Raw genomic sequence first — 18,396 nt, 5'->3', positions numbered from 1 at the left:
ATTTACTCCTTTTCTTCGTTCTCTGCTATCTCAAAGGTAAGGCATTCAGTAGCCATACGTGCAGAAGACAAAGCCTTATCAGGAGAGGATGCCGTTGCAATAGCATATGCGCCGCGGGTAAACGAATTTTTTACATTCCCTAGCACATCACCTTCATTCTTTAAAATATGCACATCATGAATACAGGAAACATCGCGTGCTTCCTCTACACCAGATACATTTTTCACCACTCCAGGAGGTAACAAGGAAACATACCAGATGGCCGCACAGGTATGGGTAGAAACTACTTCGGGCAAAGCATGCCAGACACTCTCTCCTAATACTTGACGTGCCCATAAATCTAGTAGATCAATACCATACACAAGCTGAATCAGCTCAGGAATACAATCGCCCCCTAGACGTATGTGAGTTTCAACAATTCTCGGGCCAGCATCTGTCAGGATAATCTCAGTATGAGATGGACCTGATGCTATCTCCAAAGCGGTTAAGGCCTGGAACACCAGGTGCTCAATCTTGCTTGCCACCTGCGGTGTAAGCGAAGCAGGGATACAATGTCCAATCTCTATAAACGTATCGGCCTCTTTGAATTTCTGTGTGATCGCAATAACTTTATGCTTCCCATTTTCTGAAAATGCTTCAACGCTTAATTCATCCCCTTGTAGATATGGTTCCACCAGCATGTCAAAATGAGCATTTGAAAATAAGGCAGATTGCGGCGTAAATTCCTGAAAACGCGTGAGTGCTACTGCGACAGTATCAGCACTGCTAATCCTCAAAATACCAGTACTTCCCCGACCATCATTGGGCTTTAAAATAAGAGGATAACCATATTCCGCAGCAAAAGCTTTTATCTCCTCATTGGTCTGAACAATATGGGCTGGCGTCGGGTCCACCTCTGCATCAACTAATCGTTGCCGCATCAATTCCTTACGCGCAACCATATCAACTATCTCCAGACGATGAAAAGGAAGATCAAGGACACGGGCGATCAATGCGGTTTGTCGTTGTACGCCTTCGCTAAATCCACCAAGAGCGATGAATGGGTCTATTCTATTGATCAATGCCGCTACTTCTATCCATTCCTCATCTGTAGCTGCAATAGGAAGACCGATTACACGTTCATACATATGTATATCTTCCTGAGTAATATATGGAATATTTATCATTAGAGTCAATCGAGCTCCCAAAGCTAGGAGCTTTTTGTGGACCTCTCGCAAACCGCCTGTGACCAGAACGTGCGCCTTCATCTCAGATACTCCTCAAGTAAATCAATCACATCAAAATTCATAATAACATGTATGATAATTATAGATTACAAAAAAACTATCTATACCTAATAGTCTACTCAATTTTTTTGCTCATTTCAATGCTCTTGGACAAATAAACTATTCCAGAAAAGAAAAACATTTCTTAATATATTTGTTCTTATTTGACGTTTAAACTAAAAAATTCTACCAGAACTCCATGAGAAGTTCCGTTCAAAGAAAGACGATGAATCAATATGTCGTCTCTGCCATCAGGATGGTACAAGTTGAGGTACCTTTGGCTGCTTACGAATGATGGGAAAACGTGGTGCTTTGCCAACTTTTGCTCCTCATCATCCGGCCTTTCGATTTCCCGCGTGGTTGTGGTGGCTGGGCAGGAGTGCCCAAACGTGCCAACAATTTGTGCATCCCGCGCCGCACCTGTTGAGGCGTTGGCTTGCGCTGCTTGTTTTCCCAGGGACGCAGTTCAACTTCGACCAAATCACGCCCCAATACCCACGAGTTGCGCAACGAGATATAACCAGTAGCGAATCAGCAGAAAAATGTGTCTCCTTGAAGAGGAAAAAGACGTTGATTACACACGCTCGAACCGGAGCAGCACGCTTCTTGGGGCATGATATCACGACCCTTCACAACAATCACAAGCACGATCGTCGTGGACATCGAAGTATCAACGGACAAATCGCTCTACATGTGCCAAGGGATCTCATCCAAGCGAAATGTGCTCCTTTCCTGAAACACGGAAAACCGAGTATAAAAAACAATTACTATTTAATGTTTATTTTCAGCACAAGCTCTACTATATGAACCATCTCTACCATACAAACTATTTCTACCATATGAACCATTTTATATAAGCAATCCCTGATAAATTCCAGAGATATCTATATACAATACCCACACCTTGCTATGGAATCTCTATATATTTATATCCTGTCTACTTAATGAATACTTTTTAATAATTCTACCTCTTTATAAGATCAAAAAGCCTCTAGACCCTAAAATATTTGACAAACCGTTTGAGAAAGCAGTATAATTTTTATGTAATTAATTTATATACGCTCTTGATACATATGCATATATTTGGCTAAATCACTATAAAGTCATCTATTATGCAAATGTGTTTCTAAAATCAAAGAGGGAAAGCATGCGCTTTCTGACACAGAACACAGTATCTTCGTAAAAATATTTTTCGTGTTCTATAAGAAAGATGAGGACATCAAAATCGGAATACAGGAAGAAAGGAAGGAATCAAGCAAGCAAGCAAATGTATAGTCAACGATCGTAGGCTCACGTAGATTGGTAGTTTCAGCATATATTGTAGGTGATACATGAACAAACAGGACCAACAACAGTCTACACAATTTTCAACCCTGGTTGATTTACTGCGTTGGCGCGCCAACTATTATGCAGACCACCGCATATACACATTTTTAGTTGACGGAGAAACAGAGGAGCGGCATCTCACTTACAAAGAACTGGATTGCCAGGCACGTTCAATTGCCAGGCAATTGCAAACTCCCAAAAATGTAGGGAAACGGGCTTTATTGCTCTATCCACCAGGATTGGAATATATTAGCGCATATTTTGGCTGCCTCTACGCTGGTGTTATCGCAGTACCAGCATACCCGCCACAATCTCACCGTTCAACACCTCGCCTCAAGGCAATTATGGCAGACGCTGAAGTTCAGCTCATACTCACTACAACTCCTCTGGTCACAACTATCAATCATTATTTTGCACACGAAATATCTTCTTCCAACATTGAGGTGATTACAACCGATGGGGAGAACTCGCCACATGATGAGGATTGGATTGAGCCTGAACTAGATGGGAATACGCTGGCTTTCCTTCAATATACCTCCGGGTCTACAGCATCTCCAAAAGGCGTAATGATAAGCCATAAGAACTTACTACACAATCTCGCCACGATTCAACAACGTTTTGAGCATACCACAACAAGCATTGGCGTTATCTGGTTGCCTCCTTATCATGACATGGGGTTAATAGGAGGTATTTTGCAACCTTTATATGCCGATTTTCCCGTGATTCTGATGTCTCCTTACTCTTTCATGCAGAAACCAGTACGCTGGCTTCAGGCAATTTCTCGCTACCATGCAACATCTAGTGGTGGTCCTGACTTTGCTTACGATCTGTGCATACGCAAAGTGACCGAAGACCAGAAAGCAACATTGGATTTGAGTACCTGGCGTATTGCATTCAACGGTGCTGAGCCCATTCGCAATGATACATTACGGCGTTTTGCAGAGGCTTTCAAAACGTGCGGCTTCAGACCTGAGGCATTCTATCCTTGTTATGGTCTAGCTGAAGCAACGCTTTTTGTCACTGGAGGAAATCCAACTACACCTGTAACACCACAATATTTTGAGCGCACTGCTCTAGAGCAGAATCAGGTGAAATGTGTAACAAGCGGGGAAGCTAGTGGTCAGTCACTCGTGAGCTGTGGAAAATGTTCGTCTAACTATCAGATCGCCATCATCAAACCAGATAGTTGTACACGCTGCCTCGATGATGGCATTGGGGAAATTTGGATCTCAGGCGCAGGTGTGGCAAAGGGCTACTGGCAAAAAGCCGAGGAAACACGCCAGACCTTTGATGCATTCATCACCGATACACAAGAGGGCCCATTCCTGAGAACTGGGGATCTTGGCTTTCTCTATAATGAGGAGCTTTTTATTACTGGTCGTCTCAAAGATGTAATTATTATTAATGGCCGTAACCACTATCCACAAGATATAGAATTAACGGCCACGCATAGCCACCCTGCACTGCTGGCGAATGGCGCAGCCGCTTTCTCCGTAGAACATGAAGCGGGCGAACATCTTATCCTTATACATGAGTTGGACCGCAAACATCGTAATGCTGACCCTGAGCCCATCTTTCACGCTATCCGCCAGGCTGTCATGGAAAATCATGATCTATCCATTGATACAATTGTCCTTACTTTACCCGGTAGCATACCGAAAACGTCAAGCGGCAAAATTCAACGCTTCGCCTGTCGATCGCGCTTCCTCACACAGGACTTCAAAAGTATCGCCAGTGATACGCTCCCTACTCAAGATGTTGCTTTATCGCAGCCTATGAATGAAGATATATCTATTATTCAGGATATGCTACGCTCTTCTACTCTTGAAAATCGTGTCACGCTGCTTAAAACTCTCCTCCATCGACTCATTGCCAGTAGTCTCTCACTGCCACAGGAAAAAATAGACGAAAATCAATCTTTTATTTCGCTAGGAATGGACTCCTTACAAGCAGTAGAACTACAATATGCAATTGAAAAACACCTGGGTATCGCTGTTGCTCTAACTACTCTGCTACAGAGTCCCGGTATCTCTCAGTTAGCCGAACAACTACAAGAGCTCCTAACAACTACGCCCCACCCTCTACCAATTCAAGCAACCCACAACCAGCAAGCTCCGATTAAAGGCACAGATTATCCCTTATCAGCAGGGCAAAAAGCTTTATGGTTCTTATATCGTCTAGCACCTGATAGCGCCGCTTACCATATCTCAGGCGTGCTAAACGTCCAATCTCATCTTGATATTTCCGCATTCAAAACTGCGATGCAATTACTCACACAACGTCATGAAGCACTACGGACGACATTCAATACAGTAAATGGCGAACCAGTGCAACAGATCCATGAGCAGTTTGATCCAGATTTTCAGGTTATAGATGCTGATCAGTGGAGTGCTGAGCTTTTTCAACAGCAACTTCACGCGATCATTCATCAACCATTCAATCTTGAACACAATACGATTTTACGTGTTCGGCTCTTCAAACGTGCTCACCAACAATACGCAATCGCATTCGTTACACATCATATTCTCTCGGACTTCTGGTCCCTCTCTCTATTACTTCATGAATTAGGACTGTTATATACAGCAACCGCCGAGGACAAAGACATATCACTCCCCCCTCTGCCACTACGCTATGTTGATTATGTCTACAGGTACAATCAGGAACTTGCAAATCCTGATACAGAGTTATGGCACTATTGGCAACAACGACTCGCCGGGGATCTTCCCACTCTCGACATACCAACCGATCGGTCACGCCCACCAACACAAACTTATCACGGCAACGAACAGCGTGTTTCCCTTGGAAAAAAACTAACACAACAAATCAAACATCTCGGGTACGAACACAACACAACGCTCTATATGACACTTCTGGCTGCTTTTCAAGTCTACCTTCATCGCTATACAGGACAAACTGATATCCTTGTTGGTTCACCTGTAACTGGTAGAATGACTGCTGATGTCCATGATATTGTTGGCTATTTCACAAACCCTCTGGTACTTCGAGCCCATTTGGGGGACGATCCATCATTCAGCACGTTCCTGGCTCAAGTCAGGCAGACGGTGCTTGACTCACTTGAGCATCAGAATGCAGCATTTCCAACGCTTACAGAGCGGCTTCAGGTTGATCACAATCCCAGTCGATCACCCCTTTTCCAGGTCATGTTTGTCTTTCAGCAATCGCCATTTCCTGATACTGAGGGACTTACTTCGCTGGCACTAGGACAGGACGAGGTTCCGGTCACGATTGGCACTATCAAGGCAACTACCCTTGCGATTCCTCAATTAACCGCTCAATTCGACTTGACGCTCACGGCTGCCGAAACAAATGATGGTCTTGGGATTGCTCTACGCTATAATACGGACCTTTTCAATGACAATACGATAGAACGTATGTTGCGACACTTCCAGACACTGCTTCAAGGTATCATAGACAATCCTATGCAGCATGTTAGTCTCTTGCCACTACTTAATACACACGAACAGAGACAATTACTCCACGAATGGAATGATACGTATCACGAGAACGCTACAAGTTGCTGCATTCAACATATCTTTGAGCAACAGGTACAACGCACTCCTACTGCTCCCGCATTACACAATCTTAGCCAGACGCTCAATTATGAGCAACTCAATCAACGCGCCAACCAACTCGCAGGACATCTACAATCTCTGGGTATTGGGCCTGAAAGCATCGTTGCCGTATATCTTGAAAGATCTTTTGAAGCTTTCATAGCCCTATTGGGCATCTTAAAAGCTGGTGGTGCCTATCTCCCTATTGAACCATCGTATCCTCAGGACCGCCTACACTTTATCCTTCAGGATGCCCATGTCGAGGTGGTTATCACAACACAGCAACTACAAACAAGCTTATCCACTACACGTCTATCTCTCTCTTGCGTATGCCTGGACAGCGATTGGCCTGTTATTGCTCAAAATAGCACGAACAATAGTAACAGTTCAGTCACAGTAGACAATGCAGCATTTGTCATCTATACCTCAGGTTCAACAGGAACACCTAAAGGAGTGGTTGGATTGCATCGCAATCTTTATAACCGTTTCAACTGGATGTGGAATGCTTACCCATTCGAAAAGCATGAGGTTTGTTGCCAAAAGACATCATTGGGATTCGTCGATTCTCTTTGGGAAATGCTTGGTCCACTGCTGCAAGGAATTCCAACTGTTATTCTTTCAGATGAGATCGTAAAATCTCCTTCTGTATTCATGCATGCTCTGCTCGATACAGGCGTCACGCGCATTACTCTGGTCCCATCACTGCTTCGAGCACTGCTCAATAATGAGGAAAATCTTCCTCAACTGCTACAACATTTGAAACTCTGGTTCTCCAGCGGAGAAGCTCTACCTCATGAGCTCATTCAGCGTTTCGTCACTCGGTTACCCTATGCAACCCTGATTAATCTCTATGGTTCTTCAGAGGTAACTGCAGATGTCAGCGACCAGAAGATACGATCAAGTGCAGATTCTACAGCGGTCCCAATTGGGAAACCGATCACCAATACACAAATCTATATCCTGGATCGTCAGTTCCAACCAGTACCAGTTGGCGTAGCGGGAGAAATCTTCGTGGGTGGCGCAAATTTGACACGCGGCTACCTGAATACAACGCAGTTAACTCGACAATTATCCAAAAACAAACAACCCGCCCCGGAAAAGGTTCATAAAGAACTGGCATTCAGCCTATTCTACTTCGCAAGCGATAATGAAAATAGTGCCGATAAGTATCGTCTCCTCATTGAGGGCGCTAAATTTGCAGATCAGCATGGCTTTGCCGCCGTCTGGACACCTGAGCGGCATTTTCATGAATTCGGAGGAATTTACCCAAGTCCGTCTATTACCAATGCGGCACTCTCAACTATCACAAACACTATTCAATTACGAGCGGGAAGCGTTGTACTACCACTCCACAATCCTGTCAATATAGCGGAAGAGTGGGCTGTCATCGATAATCTATCACATGGCAGAGTTGGTATTTCCTTTGCCTCAGGCTGGCATGCAGATGATTTTGTCCTGGCTCCCCAGTCCTATAAAGAACGCAAAGAGATTATGATGCAGAGTATTGAGACAGTGCGCAAACTCTGGCGTGGCGAATCTCTCATGATACCAAACGGTATAGGCAAAGAGGTAAATATATCTATCTATCCAAAACCGATTCAACCCGAATTACCAATATGGATCACTGCCGCTTTTAATCCAGAGACATTTCGCTTAGCTGGCGAAATTGGCGCCTCTGTATTAACCCATCTTCTAGGGCAAACACCAAAAGATCTGGCGGAAAAAATTACCGTGTATCGTGAAGCCTGGCAAAATAGTGGGCATTCAGGGTCTGGACATGTGACACTCATGCTGCACACCTTTGTAGGCGATGATACCGCGAAAGTTCGTCAGATTGTACATCAACCATTTCGCAATTATCTTAAATCCTCTGCCGATCTCACGCGAAACCTCGCTCGTAGTATGGACCTCGATATGGACTCAAAGGATTTTACGGCACAACACCTTGAGCTTTTACTTGACCACGCATTTGAACGGTACTTCAATACCAGTGGCCTCTTTGGGACGGTGAACTCCTGCCTACCGCTGGTCCATCAGCTACAACAAAGTGGTGTCGATGAGATCGCTTGCCTGGTTGACTTTGGTATTGATGTTGATAATACGCTTGCTGGCCTTGAGCATCTGGCGACACTTAAGCAACGTGCCAACGAGATATCAGCAGCCAAGGATGTGCAAAATACTGTTACACTCACGGCTGAGAAATATATTCCTCATCCATTCAGCCTCACACCTGGAGAGCGCCTTTACCGCACCGGCGATCTGGCACGATATCATGCTACAGGGGAGATTGAATATCTTGGACGCCTCGATTATCAGGTAAAAATTCGAGGTATGCGTATTGAAACCGGCGAGATTGAGGCGCTCTTATTAAAACACCCTTCGATCAAACAAACCGTTGTCGTTGTTCAAAACTATCAGGAGGACAAACGTCTCATTGCCTATGTCATTTCAACACCAGGCTATACCATACACACGAACGAACTACGCAACCTTCTACGCACGTACCTGCCAGAGTATATGATGCCTGCTGCATTTATTGTGCTTGACCAGCTTCCGTTATTGTCAAATGGTAAGATCGACAGACATCGGCTCCCCAACCCGAAGCACCAGGATCAGGCTGAAACATCGATATACGTATCACCAAGAAACGAATTTGAACGTATGCTCGTTTCCATCTGGCGTGATGTGCTCCAAATCGACCGTATCGGTATTAATGATAACTTCTTCGATCTTGGCGGTCATTCACTCAGTATGGTGGAGGTACACGACAAAATTCAGAAATTGCTCAAACGGGACATTCCTTTAATTGAAATGTTCAAACATACAACGATCAGTTCACTAGCAAAGTACTTAAATCAGGAAACACCTATACATACCAATCAAACCATTGAGCGAGGTGAACGTCAGAAACAAGCCCTACAAAGACAACACCAACACATGCGCGATGTGGCACAGCGACGCTCTCAACGGCGCTAACTCTATACGCCCGAAAACACGCCCATCGCTCATGGACTAAACGGCGATCAACTAAACATTGCAAAATTTACATGTACACATAGAAAGGACCCTGGTTCTATGTCACAATCTATTATAGATAATGAAAATAGTGCATTAGATATCGCAATTATAGGTATGGCGGGAAGATTCCCTGGAGCTAGGAATGTTGAACAATTCTGGCAAAATGTTCGTGATGGTGTCGAATCCCTTACTTTTTTCACTGCTGACGATTTAATCTCAGCAGGCATTGATCCTGACCTGGTTCGCAATCCCAATTATATAAGAGCTAAAGGGATTGTAGAAGGCATTGAACTTTTCGATGCTGATTTCTTTGGCCTGACGCCACGCGAGGTTGAGGTCATGGACCCCCAACACCGGATCTTTCTTGAAATGGCCTGGGAATGCCTTGAACACAGTGGCTATAATCCTGATGTCTATCATGGCTCTATCGGCGTCTATGCAGGAACAGGTCTTAATACTTATCTTATCTACCATCTGTTGACCAATCGAGATCAGGTCGAAGCAGCAGGTGATTTCCAAACGTTCATTGGAAATGATAAAGATTTCCTCCCTGTACGTGTCTCCTACAAACTTAATCTCAGTGGACCCAGTATCGGTGTTCAAACAGCATGTTCAAGTTCAATGGTTGCTACCTCCCTGGCATGCCAGGCGCTACTGAATTATCAATGTGATATTGCTTTAGCCGGGGGAATCAATATTTCAGTTCCACAGAAAACTGGCTATATGTATCAGGATGGGGGCGGTTTCTCACCCGATGGACATTGCCGAGCGTTTGACGCTGCCGCGAAAGGAACAGTATTTGGTAATGGTGGCGGAGTTATTGCCCTCAAACGACTAGATGAAGCTCTGGCAGATGGAGATCATATTTCTGCGGTCATTAAGGGAACGGCGATCAACAACGATGGAGCACACAAAATTGGCTTTACGGCACCCAGCATTGAAGGTCAGACCGAGGTCATTATGGCAGCCCAAACAATCGCCGGGGTATCAGCAGAATCTATTTCATACATCGAGACACATGGCACAGGTACAGCACTTGGTGATCCAATCGAATTTGCAGCCCTTACGCAAGCATTCCGTGCACAAACTGACAAAAAACAGTTCTGTGCAATTGGCTCAGTAAAAACAAATATTGGACATCTAGATGTCGCTGCTGGTGTCGCTGGCATCATTAAGACAGCTCTGGCACTCAAACATAAACAACTTCCTCCCAGTTTACATTTTCATACGCCTAACGAGAAGATAGATTTCGAGAATAGCCCCTTCTTCGTTAATACGATGTTACAAGATTGGCAAGCAGAATCGACACCTCTGCGTGCAGGTGTCAGTTCATTTGGTATCGGCGGCACAAATGCACACCTTATCCTGGAAGAGCCACCGGCTCTGCAGCCTTCCATGCCATCTCGCTCTCATCAATTGGTGCTACTATCAGCTCGCTCTGCCTCAGAATTGGAAACAATGACCGATAATTTTGTACAGTATCTCAAAAAACAATCACCATCCTCTCTTGCAGATATCGCCTACACCTATCAGGTCGGTCGTAAAGTTTTTCCATATCGTCGTGCATTTGTCTGCCAGAGTAGCGATGAGGCGATCAACGAACTGAGCAGTTGGGGAAAACGAGTACTGACAGGGACGCATGAGTCCGGCGAGCGTCCAGTCGCATTCCTCTTCCCGGGCCTGGGAGATCAGTATTCTCAGATGGGCCGAGAATTATATCTGTCTGAGCCCACTGTCCGTAAGCATATAGACTTCTGCGCGGATTATCTCAAAGAGCATTTTCAGGTGGATATTCGAGATGCTCTCTATCCCCCTTCTCATTTAGAAAAGGCTGGCAACAACGGAGAACATCACACAATAGATTTGCGCGCGATGTTACGCCGCTCACGCGAAACAGAAAACGATGTTGAGCCCCAACTTAAACAAACATGGTTGGCTCAACCTGTTCTATTTGTGATTGAGTATGCTCTGGCACAACTCTGGTTAGAATGGGGAATACAGCCTCGCGCCATGCTCGGGTATAGTATTGGTGAGTATGTAGCCGCCTGTATTGCTGGCGTCTTTTCAATTACTGATGCCCTTCATCTCATTATGACACGAGCAAAAATGATCCAGCCTCTACCTCAAGGAGAGATGTTAGCAATCCCTCTCTCGCCTGAGCAGATACAGCCATTTTTGAATCCACAGTTGTCGCTGGCAGCCATAAACGGTCCAATGCTCAGTGTTGTTACTGGCACCTCTGAGGCCACGACAAATCTTGCACAACAATTAACAGCACAAAAAATTGCTTATCGTAAGGTACAAACAACACATGCCTTCCATTCCTTTATGATGGAACCCATTCATCACGCCTTCACACAACTCATGCAAACCATTCCTTTGCACGTACCTGGCATTCCTTACATATCAAATGTCACTGGAACATGGATCACTGATGAGCAAGCTACCAATCCCAATTATTGGACACAACAGCTCTGTCAAACGGTCCGCTTCGCGGATGGTATCAAGGTACTGCTCCAGGAACCAGAACTGGCCTTCCTCGAAGTAGGGCCAGGCCAGGCGTTAAGCTCTTTCGTACGCCTCCATCCCGATAGTGGCAAAACCGCTGAACGCCCAATACTCCAGACCTTGCGCCAGGTATTTGAGAGCGAATCAGATATTCCCTTTATTCTCAATACACTCGGCAAGCTCTGGCTGGCCGGTGTACCTATCGATTGGTCCGGATTCTATCAGCATGAAAAACGTCTACGGGTGCCACTTCCTACGTATCCGTTTGAACGAAAACGCTATTGGGTAGAATATCGAGGCACACAACACTCAACACAACAGACGCATTTGCAACCAGTTATAGAAAAACGCCCAGATATCGCAGATTGGTTCTATCTTCCTTCATGGAAACGAGCGGCTCTTTCCAGAAAACCAACAACACACACTGAACGCAAGATACAATGGCTCGTGTTTACAGATCAGGGGGACTTTGCAACACGCCTGATAAAGCAGCTGGAAATTCAAGCCAACCAAATTATACTTGTTTCTCCTGGACAACAATTCGTTCATCAAGCTGACCGTCAGTTCATTATCAACCCCGACAATCAGGAGGATTACGATGCTCTCATTACATATCTGCAAGACAACCAGATACAGCCAGATCATATCATCCATCTATGGAATGTGACGTCGTCCCCACCACAATCTCTAGAGCAAGCAACTGTCACAACCGCACTATCAAAGGGCTTCTATAGCTTACTCTTTCTTGCTCAGGCTCTTGCTAAACATCTCTATAATCACTCTGTCCGTATCACTGTGCTTGCAAATCAGCTGCATAGCGTTACAGGTGAAGAAGCGATCTCGCCCGAAAAGGCTCTACTGCTAGGCCCATGTAAAGTCATCCCACAGGAATATCCAAATATGCATTGTTGTAGCATTGATATAGGCCAATTCGACCCGCTTGCTGGTGAGAAGCTCATTGATCAGGTTATTAACGAGCTCTATGCCGATAAAACAGATACAACTATCGCTTATCGGGGAGCATACCGTTGGACGCAACACTTTGAACCGTTCAAAATCAATACAAACACATTGAACAATGTACAAATAAGAGATGAAGGGCACTACTTGATTACGGGCGGCCTGGGAGTGCTGGGATTAATATTGGCAAACTACCTCACTCAGTCAAACACGCTAAAAATAACGCTGATCAGCCGTAGGAGTCTCCCACCTCGTGAGCAATGGGATGAGATCAATCTTTTTAGCAAAGATGAAACTCTACGCCAGAGTATCCGTGAGATTATAACACTGGAAGGTTTGGGCACGGAGGTCCTTATACTTCAGGCAGATGTTGCAGATGAAACACAGATGGCTCAGGCCATTGCCCACAGCATGGGGCATTTCGGGACAATTCATGGGATTATCCATGCAGCTGGCATTATGGGTGTACAGGCATTCAAGACAATTTCTGAAATCACCCGCGATAACTGTGAGCAACATTTCCAGGCGAAGGTTTACGGGACCCTGGTACTTGCAAAACTATGTGCAAAGATGCAACTCGATTTCTGCGTCCTTACGTCTTCTCTTTCTCCCATTCTCGGTGGCCTCGGATTTTCCGCCTATTCTGCTGCAAATACCTTTATGGATGCATTTTCCCATTATCAGAACTATATGCAAAATCAGCACTGGATAAGCATTAACTGGGAAGGATGGGAAGGTCATGACAATCTCGCTAATCGCTTTGGGAAACACTTACATGCGTTGATGATGGCACCTGAGGAGGTGGGCGAGGTTTTTGCACGTGCACTTTCTCAAGGAGATCAGGCACAGATCATTGCAGCTACTGGCGATTTACAGGCAAGGCTCGCACAATGGACTCATATTCGTGTACCTCAATCCACACAACACCATGACACCACTCATCAACCATTCCACCCAACAGAACACAACCTCCCTAAAGATGAGGTCGAGCAGCAAATTTTAGATATCTGGAAGGATGTCATTGGCAATCAACACATTGGAGTTCATACTGACTTTTTTGAACTCGGTGGCAACTCGCTTGTCGCAATACAAATCATTTCTCGCTTGCGTAACATCTTTGAAATTGATCTGCCTTTAGAAGGTTTTTTCTATGCACAGACGGTAGCTGGGCTGGCACAAATTATCACGGAGAAACGCAAGACACAGTCAGTCAAACCGTCAAAAGACGATAATGCCGACAGACTGGCGCAGCTATTAGAAGAGGTTGAGGCGCTGACACCTGATGAAGCCCGACAACAATTAGCAAATGAAAACCTTCAACAGTAGCATTATCAGGTACGCTCATCATTTCTTTGTTCGTTAAATAGTGTGCCCATACTACCAGCAATTTATCATAAGGTAGGAATACGAGTGACAGATAATAATTCTTTAGTGGAACGCCTGAGCAGGCTATCACCAGAACAGCGGGCCCTACTCGAGTTGCGATTGAAACAAGAAACACATAATCATTACGAGCATACCAGCATTCAACGACGGCAGAACAATACCTCGTTACCACTTTCAATCTCACAGGAACGTCTCTGGTTCCTGCATCAAATAGAACCAGAGACGCCAATCTACAATATTCCCTGTGTGGTACAACTCAAAGGGGAGCTTAAGACACATATCCTGGCGCAAGGACTCAATATGGTAGTACAACGCCATGAAGCGCTACGTACTAATTTCACTGTCAAGGATAGACAACCAATCCAGTTGATCAAACCATCACTGTCCATACCGCTAGACTATACCAATTTGATGAGTGAACCTGCCTCTATACGCCAGGAACACATGTATGCACAGGCAAAAGCGTTGATACGCCGCCCTTTCGACATTGTCTACGATCCGCTATTACGAGCACATTTGTTCCAACTGGGAGTAGATGAATATGTGCTCGTCATTGTCCTGCATCACTTGATCGCTGATGGCTGGTCCATTCGGATATTTATGCGCGAAATCACGCTGCTCTATGAGGCTTTACTTTACAAACAGCCAACTCCATTGGCGCCTCTACTTATTCACTATGCCGATTTCGCTCTATGGCAACGACAATGGTTACAGGACAGCGTCATTGCACAAAAAATGGTCTACTGGAAGAATCAGTTGAAGAATATTCCTGCCATTCTTCAACTCCCAACTGATCATCCAAGGCCACCATTGCAGACGTTTCGTGGAGCACAATATCATTTTTCACTTGCCCAATCCGACTCACAAGGAGTGATTACATTAGGTCAGCAAACCAGTACCACTGCTTTTATGATCCTCCTTACCACTCTCAAGATCCTCCTTTATCGCTATACCCATCAAACGGACATTGTAGTAGGCAGTGGCATAGCCAATCGCAATCAGGTCGAAACAGAGAACTTAATCGGTTTTGTGGTGAATACATTAGTCCTACGCACCCAATTAACTGAACAACTTACGTTTCGTGAACTGCTCGAACGCGTACGGGTAACAACACTAGGTGCCTATGCCAACTCGGACGTTCCATTCGAAAAACTCTTAGAAGAACTGCATGTGCAGCGTGATCCGAGCTATCCTCCACTGCTCCAGGTCACCTTCACGTTCCAGAATCTCGCTATGCCACCCTTACGCCTCCCGAATCTTACGTTAAACCAGATCCATATAGATAGCTCAACTGCAAAGTTTGATCTAGAGCTCTACCTGGAAAATCTTCCCGAAGGCTTTACCGGCTTTCTGGAATACAATACTGATCTTTTCAAAGAACAAACGATTATTCAAATTATCGAGTTTTATCGCCTGCTACTTCACGCTGCTCTTCTACACCCAGATCAACAAATTGGCTCGCTGATATCCGCTGTTGATCATATGCAAAGGAGTCAAAAGATGGACCAGCAAAAAATTCAAAGGGATACAGACCGTGGGAAACTTAAAGCTACGAAACGTAAAAAATTGGTCTATTCTCAGGAAAATGTGATAAAAAAGCATAATCTCCAGGAGGGGCAGAGTTTGCCTCTCGTTATTCAACCCCAGATGAACAATGTCGATCTGGTGGATTGGATAAGCCATCATCACGATGAGATTGCCAGTGCACTACAAGACCATGGTGGTATATTATTCCGCGATTTCCAGGTTGAGTCGCTCACTGCATTTGAACAATTTACACAGGCAATCCATCCACAACTGCTTAACTACAAAGAGCGATCCACCCAACGCAGTAATGTGAGCAATAATGTCTATACATCAACGGACTATCCAGCGGATCAACCCATTCCTCTCCACAATGAGCTATCTTATTCACATGCGTGGCCATTAAAAATTGCATTCTTTAGTATGCAAACCGCGCAGCGAGGCGGTGAAACACCTATCGCTGATAGCCGCAAAGTATTACAACTGATTCCGCCTACCATTCGTGAGCGATTCCAACGAAAAGATGTCATGTATGTCCGCAATTATGGCGATGGCATCGACCTCTCCTGGCAAACGGCATTTCAAACAACAAACAAAGCAGAGGTTGAGCAGTATTGCCGCGACGCAGGTATTGAGTTCGAGTGGAAAGATGAGGATCATTTAAAAACACGCCAGGTACGTCAGTCAGTAGCACATCATCCAGTAACAGGCGAAACGGTCTGGTTCAATCAAGCCCACCTTTTCCATATCTCTGGTCTCACAGCCAATGTACGAGAAGCATTAGTGGCTACTTTTAAGGAGGAAGATCTGCCACGCAACGCCTATTACGGAGATGGAACTCCCCTGGAGTCAGAAACGCTCATGGTTATTCGTCAGGCGTATCAACAAGCAACCATTAGTTTTCCCTGGCAGCAAGGAGACATTTTATTATTGGATAACATGCTCGTTGCTCACGGGCGCGCTCCCTACACGGGTACACGCAAAGTGGTTGTAACAATGACAGAACCTTTTAATAGTCTGGACAGCGATCAAAAACTAGTCTTGAGGTAAACGAAGACAGATATCAAAAAGCAAAAAGGAGAGAATATATGTCAAAGTCAGTCTTAATCATCGCTCCAAACTCATTTGCCCCAATTGGCGTAACAGGTATGGAAGCCCCTTTCCAGGTCGCGACCAAAACAAAGCATCTTGCATCTTTGAGCAACCTCAATCGCCTTTTCAATTATGATATGTCAGGGGCAACACTCGATAATGGCATGAAACAACTGAATCCTATGGCCGGATACTACCTTGAGAGTTTTTTGCGTCAGCATAATTACGACGCACATGCACTCTTCAACTGGCATAAAGAAGATATTGAACAAGCGCTACAAATAGATCCTATCGCCATCGCGTTTTCTACCACTTATGTCATTAGCCCCGAAATGCTCGCCTCCTGCCTGGCAACTCTGCGCGAAACAGTCCACGATATACCAATTATTGTTGGAGGCCCTTATGTTTGGAAACAAACAATGGCAGTTAACCGCTATGATGCAACGACGATTGAGAGGCTAAAAGAATTCGATGCTGATGTGACAGCTGACTTCTTATTCAGCCCCAACGCTCAACCTGTTCTGAGAGATGCGATTTATGTAGCCAATGAGTTTGGCGAACATACCATGCTTAAGGTCTTACAAATGATCGAGCAAGGGCATACTGACATAAACTCACTCTCAACAATAAATAATCTGGTACTTTCTCTACCTAATGGTTCCTGGCACCTGACCGAATGGGCTCAAGAACCCGTCGATGTCAATAAGGACTACACCCGCTGGGATCTGGTAGATTCAATTCCAGATATGGTTCCTATTCGTGCTAGCATCGGTTGCCCCTATCGCTGTCGCTTCTGTGACTATATAGAGTTACATCCAAAGGTGATTATGCGTAGTCCACAATCACTCATAGAAGAGATTCAACTCGCGAAACAACGGGGACGCACAATCTTCAACTTTATTGATGACAATATCTTTTTATCAAAGAAACGCATTGGCGAGATAACCACGATGATCCGTGAGCATGAGATGGGCATTTACTGGGGTGGATTCTTCCGCGTTGATCGTGTTGACGAAACCAATATTGAAAACATTTACGAGTCTGGATGCCGCTATGGCTATTGCGGCATTGAGTCAGCGGATGTATCTATGATTAAACGCATCAGAAAAGGGTGTAAGCCCGAGGAACTTTTCCGCGGGATCAACTTATGCACGCAGGCGGGTATCCATCCTATGCTGACATTCATTGTTGGCTTTCCGGGTGAAACACAACAAACGCTCGATGTCACCACCAGCTTTATTAATCGCCTTGAGGTCAATCACCGCTCGTATCCTTCCTATCATGCTTACCCACTGTACGTCAGCCCTATTACCTCCATTGATAGCCTTGAGTATCGTCAGGAATACAATTTGAAAGGTCGCTATGTATCATGGTCCCACGACACGATGAACTACGAGGAAGCCGTCTCAAAATGGGCACCGTACCTATTCAAACAAATTAACAATGTCCCGTATGATTACTACGGCAATGATGGAGGAGAATGGCTCGGAATGGAGAAAAGAAATCAGGCGTTCCGAGCACGCAATGCTCTTACCAAGTCCTTCCTCAATGCTGAATCAGATGATCAGGTTCAATACTCATTCTCACAGCTCTATCAGGTTCTACACAAAGATGACCAGGCAACAACCGTTCCTTCGTGGCATGACTATCTGGCAGATCGTAAGGACCAGCCAGGCCAAAAACTTGTTTCGCTAAAACCTACTGCTCAATAGCATCTCAGCATCTTACTTGAGGTTTCTCAGCAA

At 45.0% G+C, this 18,396-nt stretch carries 5 protein-coding genes and 1 pseudogene; 5 read left to right on the top strand and 1 reads right to left on the bottom strand.

The window, feature by feature from the left end:
- Nucleotides 1-2 precede the first annotated feature (2 nt).
- A complete protein-coding gene (locus tag F1593_RS07850) occupies nt 3-1,187 on the bottom strand; it encodes an ATP-grasp domain-containing protein (RefSeq protein ID WP_172631947.1) in 1,185 nt (394 codons plus the stop codon).
- Nucleotides 1,188-1,823: 636 nt separating this feature from the next.
- Between F1593_RS07850 and F1593_RS30110 the strand changes: the two are divergent.
- The 5 genes and pseudogenes from F1593_RS30110 to F1593_RS07825 form a co-directional block, all read left to right on the top strand.
- A pseudogene (locus F1593_RS30110) lies at nt 1,824-2,018 on the top strand (maturase); the annotation flags it as partial.
- A 578-nt stretch (nt 2,019-2,596) separates the two neighbouring features.
- Entirely contained in the window at nt 2,597-9,139 is a 6,543-nt protein-coding gene (locus F1593_RS07840; RefSeq protein WP_149401005.1) for a MupA/Atu3671 family FMN-dependent luciferase-like monooxygenase, read from the top strand.
- Nucleotides 9,140-9,238: 99 nt separating this feature from the next.
- Nucleotides 9,239-13,975, top strand: a complete 4,737-nt coding sequence (locus F1593_RS07835) for a type I polyketide synthase (RefSeq protein ID WP_149401004.1) — start codon at nt 9,239-9,241, stop codon at nt 13,973-13,975.
- A gap of 84 nt (nt 13,976-14,059) precedes the next feature.
- Complete coding sequence (locus F1593_RS07830) at nt 14,060-16,609, top strand: condensation domain-containing protein (protein ID WP_172631946.1); 2,550 nt, start codon at nt 14,060-14,062, stop codon at nt 16,607-16,609.
- Nucleotides 16,610-16,647: 38 nt separating this feature from the next.
- Nucleotides 16,648-18,363 carry a radical SAM protein gene (locus F1593_RS07825; protein WP_149401002.1) on the top strand — a complete coding sequence of 572 codons (1,716 nt, stop codon included), beginning with the start codon at nt 16,648-16,650 and terminating at the stop codon, nt 18,361-18,363.
- Nucleotides 18,364-18,396: the final 33 nt, after the last annotated feature.

Origin of the sequence: Dictyobacter arantiisoli, assembly GCF_008326305.1 — a bacterium.
GTDB lineage: Bacteria > Chloroflexota > Ktedonobacteria > Ktedonobacterales > Ktedonobacteraceae > Dictyobacter > Dictyobacter arantiisoli.
The sequence above is the reverse complement of the archived record's forward strand: the minus strand, read 5'-3'. Positions and strand labels throughout refer to the sequence as shown.